Raw genomic sequence first — 4,719 nt, 5'->3', positions numbered from 1 at the left:
CCACCTCGAGCCGCACGACCGCGTGCTGATCGCGCGCCGGCGCCTCCGGCCGGCTCGCCGACCCGAACAGCGACAGACCCAGCGTGCCGAGCAACGCGGCGGCGGCGACAGCCGTGCCGATCCGCTGAGCCCAGCGCGGCGCGCCGCGCGGCCCGCGGTGCGTCCACCGGTGTACGAGCGCGATCGCGGCCACGGAGTCCCGGAACAGCTTCCCGGCCGTGACCGGCGGCGCCCGCGGCGCGATGGGGATGCGCACCCCGGGTGGGCCGATCCGCTGCGCCCCGGGCACCGATCGCGGCTGCAGCAGGGCCAATGGGCCGGGCACCGCCTCGGCCGGGCGGTCGCCGTCGACCCGCAACCAGCCACCGTCGGTCGACACGCGGGCCCCGTTCCGTCCCGGCGGGTGGACCTGCAGCGGGGATCGCGGCGCCACCACCGGCATGCCGAGCCGCAGCGCGAGCTCGCGCATCCCCGCCTCCGGGTCGGCAGCCACCGAGCAGCCGCACACGTTCAACCGGCGACCCCCCGGGGCCGGCAGCAACGCCGCGAGCAACTCCGCCACCTGAGCGGCCGAGACGCGGATGTCCGCGTCCGCAGCCGGGTAGATGAAGCCGTCGGCGTCGGCGTGCATGACGAGCACGACGTCACCCGGCACGGTGCGCAGCTCGATGCCGAACGCGCGAAGCCGGTCCCCTGGCGGCGCCAGCACCACGCCCAGCCCGTCGGGGTGCACCAGCGCCTCCGCCCGGATCCGAGCCAGGTCGGCCTCGGTCGCCGCGCGCTGGGGGCGCGGCGCGGGCGGCGGGCCGCGGCCCCTGCGCCCCAGCCAGGTACCGCTCCGCGTCGCGTCGGCGCCCGAGGAACCGGCCCGCGCCGACGGCTGGACGAAGCGCTCGAGCGCCGCGACCAGGTGCGCCCGCTCGTCGCCGGTCAGCCCGACGGACCGGCGCCGCACCTCCGCCGCACCCGTCCGCAGGCGCGGCAGGATCCAGGGCGCCCAGTCGCCGGATCGGAAGAGGGCGTCGATCGAGCCGATGTCGTTCAGGCCGCGGGCGGCGAGCTTCGCGGTGATCGTGCTCGCCGCCGCCCGGTCCAGTCCACCCCGCTCCAGAGCCGCCCGCAGCTCGTCGAGGGTGCCGAGGCGCAGATTCGCGGTCAGGAGCGCCACCGCGAGCGGGACGAGCACGACGGGCACGACCAGGAGCGAAAGGTGCAGGTTCGCGGTCGCGACGAGATCGGCGTACGGCAGCCCGACCGCGGCCCGGCCGGTGACCTCCGTGGAGTAGCCCCCGAGGACCTCGGCCGATATCGCGCCGCCGAGCGCGATGGTGGCGGCCTTCGCAGTGTTGTTGAGCGAGGCGCCGGTGGCCCCCTCCACCCACCTGTTGAGCGGCATGCGCGCCCACGCCGAGAACACCGAACCGAGGCTCAGCAACGTGGCGAACGGCAGGAGGCCCGGGATGAACGCCATCCACACCGCCGGCACCGCGAGCGCGAGCGGCAACAGCGTGACGCCCACCAGTACCCGCGCCTCGCTCACGGCGGTGCCGCCGCGCGGTGTGCCCAGCAACGCCTTGAGCTTCGCCCAGCTCGGACCGGTGAGCAGCGACGCGGCACCGCGAATGCTGACCAGCGCGCTGACGACCGTCGCGGTGCTCGCCACCGCCTGGGTCGGGTCGTTGAGCAGCACGAGCTGGTCGACCATCGCGCCGCCGAGCGCGGTCGCGTACAGCCCGGTCAGCGCCGTGAGCAAGGGGATCGACAGGATCGCCCGCACCAGGCCGTGCGGCGTCCCCACCATCTGGCGCAACCCACCGGCGATCGACGAGCGAACCGCGGGCGGCGCTCGCGGCATCGCGTCACGACCCTCGCCCCGCAGCACCAGCCACACGCCCGCGGTGAGCGCGGCCGCCAGCACCGCGAGCCCGAGCATGGTGACCTGGAACCCGACCACGCTCATGCCCTGTGCGATGAGCACCGGGAGCACGAACTGCGCCACCTTGAACGCGGTCTCGTAGCTGCCGTCCCGGGTGTCCTTCAGCTCGGGCGCCACCGGGTGGTAGCGGTCCATCCGCCCCCGGACCAGGCCGCCCGCGACCCCCATCGACCCGATCACGAACACGGACGGGAAGAACACGATCGCCGCGGGCACGAGCCCGAGCACGAGCATCGCTGTGGAGCCGGCGACGCCCATGACGACCACGACCGTCATGTCCTTGATCAGCCGGTCGCCCAGGAGCGCCGCGCCCAGGCCGGCCCCGGAGGCCGCGGTCGTGCCCGCTGCCCACTGACCGGTCACCCACGACGGGTCTCGCCCGTAGAAGTCGGCGAACGTGGCTGAGGCGATCATCGGTGCTCCGGCCGCCTGACCGGGGAACGCCCCCATCGCGCCGGCGAGCGGGGCCATGAACCGCGCCCAGCCCAGCACCGCAGCGTCCCGGGCACGCGCGGTGGCCCGGCGGCCGAACCCGGCCAGCGCGGCGCGGTCGGAGGCCGCCAGCACGGCCGAGCGCTCCTCGTCCTGTCGCGCGGCCAGCGTCCGCTTCAGGGCCTCGACCTCGCCGCGCAGCTCGGCGATGCGCTCCTCCAGCGCCGACAACACCTGGTAGCGGCCCATTCCGCGCAAGTCGCGCGGCATCCGGCGCAGCACGCCGGAAAGCGCCTCCTCGGCCAGCTCCAGGCGCCGCTGGGCCGCGACGACCGCCTCGCCGCGCTCGAGCGTCGGTGCCCGCTCCGCGATCTCCTCGGCGGCCACCAGGGCTCGAAGCGCATCGTCTCGGGCCCGGCCGGCCCGGACCAGCCGCTCGCGCAGATGCTCGGTCGCCTCGAGGCGACGCCGAGGGGTTCGCAGTTGCGCCGCGAGCCGGTCGATGCCGCGGCTGATCGCGCGTGCCTCGGCGAACAGCCCTGTCAGCTCTCCCCGACCGCGCAACCGGGGAAGCGGGGGCACGAACACCGCACGCCACCCCGGCCGCATCGCTGCCGTGTCGATGATCGCCTCCCGCAACGTGCCCCGCACCGCGTCGGCCAGTTCACGCGCAGAGCCCGGTACCGCACCGACGACCCGGGCAAGGTCCCTCGACATCGCGGCGCGCAGCTGTTGCGGCGCCGCCGCCCACAGCTCGGCGAACGTTCCCGCAGGACGGAGCACCCGCTCGCCGCCGGGAGCGCGCCCCACCCCGAACATCCCGGTTCCGACGAACTCGGTGACCCATCGGGCCGCGGCCGCCCGGCCGGGAACCCCCGCGAGGAACGCCGAGAGGGCGGCGAGCTCGGGGCCGCCGCCGCGCACGGCGGCCAGGTCGTCGAACCGCACACCGGGTCGTCCGGCGCCCTCGGCCTCCAGGAGCGCGCCGAGCACCCACTGCAGCACGTGGTCGGGCCGCACGTCCGGCCCGCCTGCCGCCGGGTCCGCGACGACGATCTCGGTCCACCCGCGCACCCGATCGGCGGAGGCCCGCTGGCGCTTCACGGCTGAACGCCACCGCAGCAGCACCGCCGTCCCGTACACGCCCAAGGTCGCGCCGACCCACGGCACCGCGGCACCGACGACGCCCCACAACGACGCGGCCTCTCGGACCGCGGTGGTGTTCGCCGACGCAGGTCCTGCGGTCCCGACGACCGCTCCCAGCGTGACCAGGCCGATCACCGCGATGCGATGCACGATCCGACCCAGGCGCCCCGTGGCGAGGGGCGGTCCTCGCGCCCGGAGGGTGTGGACGATCCGCCGCGCGAGCACGACGAGCGCGACGGCGCCGACGACCACAGCGAGCGGCGCGGCGACGGAGCCGGCCGCGGGGAGGGCGCCGAACCAGGAGCCGCCGTCTGCCACGGCGCCGGCCCCGCCCGCGATCACGTCGGCCGACGCGGTGCCCGAGCGGCCGAGGACCGCCGAGAGACCGAACAGCCCGCCGACGAGCCCGACGAGCGCGAGCAGCCGGTGGTGCGCCCGGCCCGAGTCCTGCGCCGCCCGCTGCGCCGGACCGGGGTCGGGCGCGGCGTGCCGGTCGGTCGCGATCGGGCCCGCTGGTGTCCCGGCTGCCCCGGGAGCGCCCGTCGGAGCGCCACCTCCCGGCCCGGCGGGACGCCCGCCGTCGTCGTCGGAGAGGCCCTGATCGTCGAGGTAGCGCCGGATCGCTGCGATCGCAACGTCCGCGACCTGGTTCCAGGTGAGCTCCAGCTCGCGGATGCCGCGGCGGAAACCGGCCGGTGCGAGCAGCTCGACCGGGACGTCGGACGCGTCTCCCGCAACCCGGAAGGCGCCGCGGAACTCCTTGAGCCACGTCACGTGGGTGCTCTCGCCCGCCGTGCCGGACCGCCACTTGACCTCGACGCCGGTCGTCGACGCGATCACGCTCTGTTTGAGTTGGGTGTTGGCGGCCAACCAAGCCCGTAGCTGATCGACCGGCCCAGTCGGTATGTCGCGGAAGAGCGCTTCGACCTTCTGCAGGTCCTTGCGGCGATCGAAGTTGCGGGGGTTGGCCTTGGCGCTCACGTACCGGGTGATCGTCGCCTTGTCCTCGGGACCAGCTGCGAAGAGGAAGTCCAGCTCGTCGAACGCCCACCGCTGGTGGTTCTTCCCGACCGCGACGAGGGTGACGTTGGCCAGCAGCCGCTCCCCGTTCGCGGCCGCCAGCCGCGCCATGCCCGGCCGGCCCAGCTCCTCCACGAGGTCGCCCATGAGCGCACCGGTCCAGTTCGTGTCCTTCACGAACTGGT

The 4,719-nt window shown here is 75.3% G+C and carries 1 protein-coding gene; it reads right to left on the bottom strand.

Annotated features, from left to right (window positions below):
• On the bottom strand, window positions 1-4,719 hold a 4,719-nt coding region (locus tag VKZ81_RS02300), incomplete at both ends, for a hypothetical protein (protein ID WP_324239692.1).

The sequence above is a fragment of the Pseudonocardia sp. genome, assembly GCF_035305885.1.
In the GTDB taxonomy this organism is placed as follows: domain Bacteria; phylum Actinomycetota; class Actinomycetes; order Mycobacteriales; family Pseudonocardiaceae; genus Pseudonocardia.
This window is presented reverse-complemented; position numbering and strand designations above follow the sequence as displayed.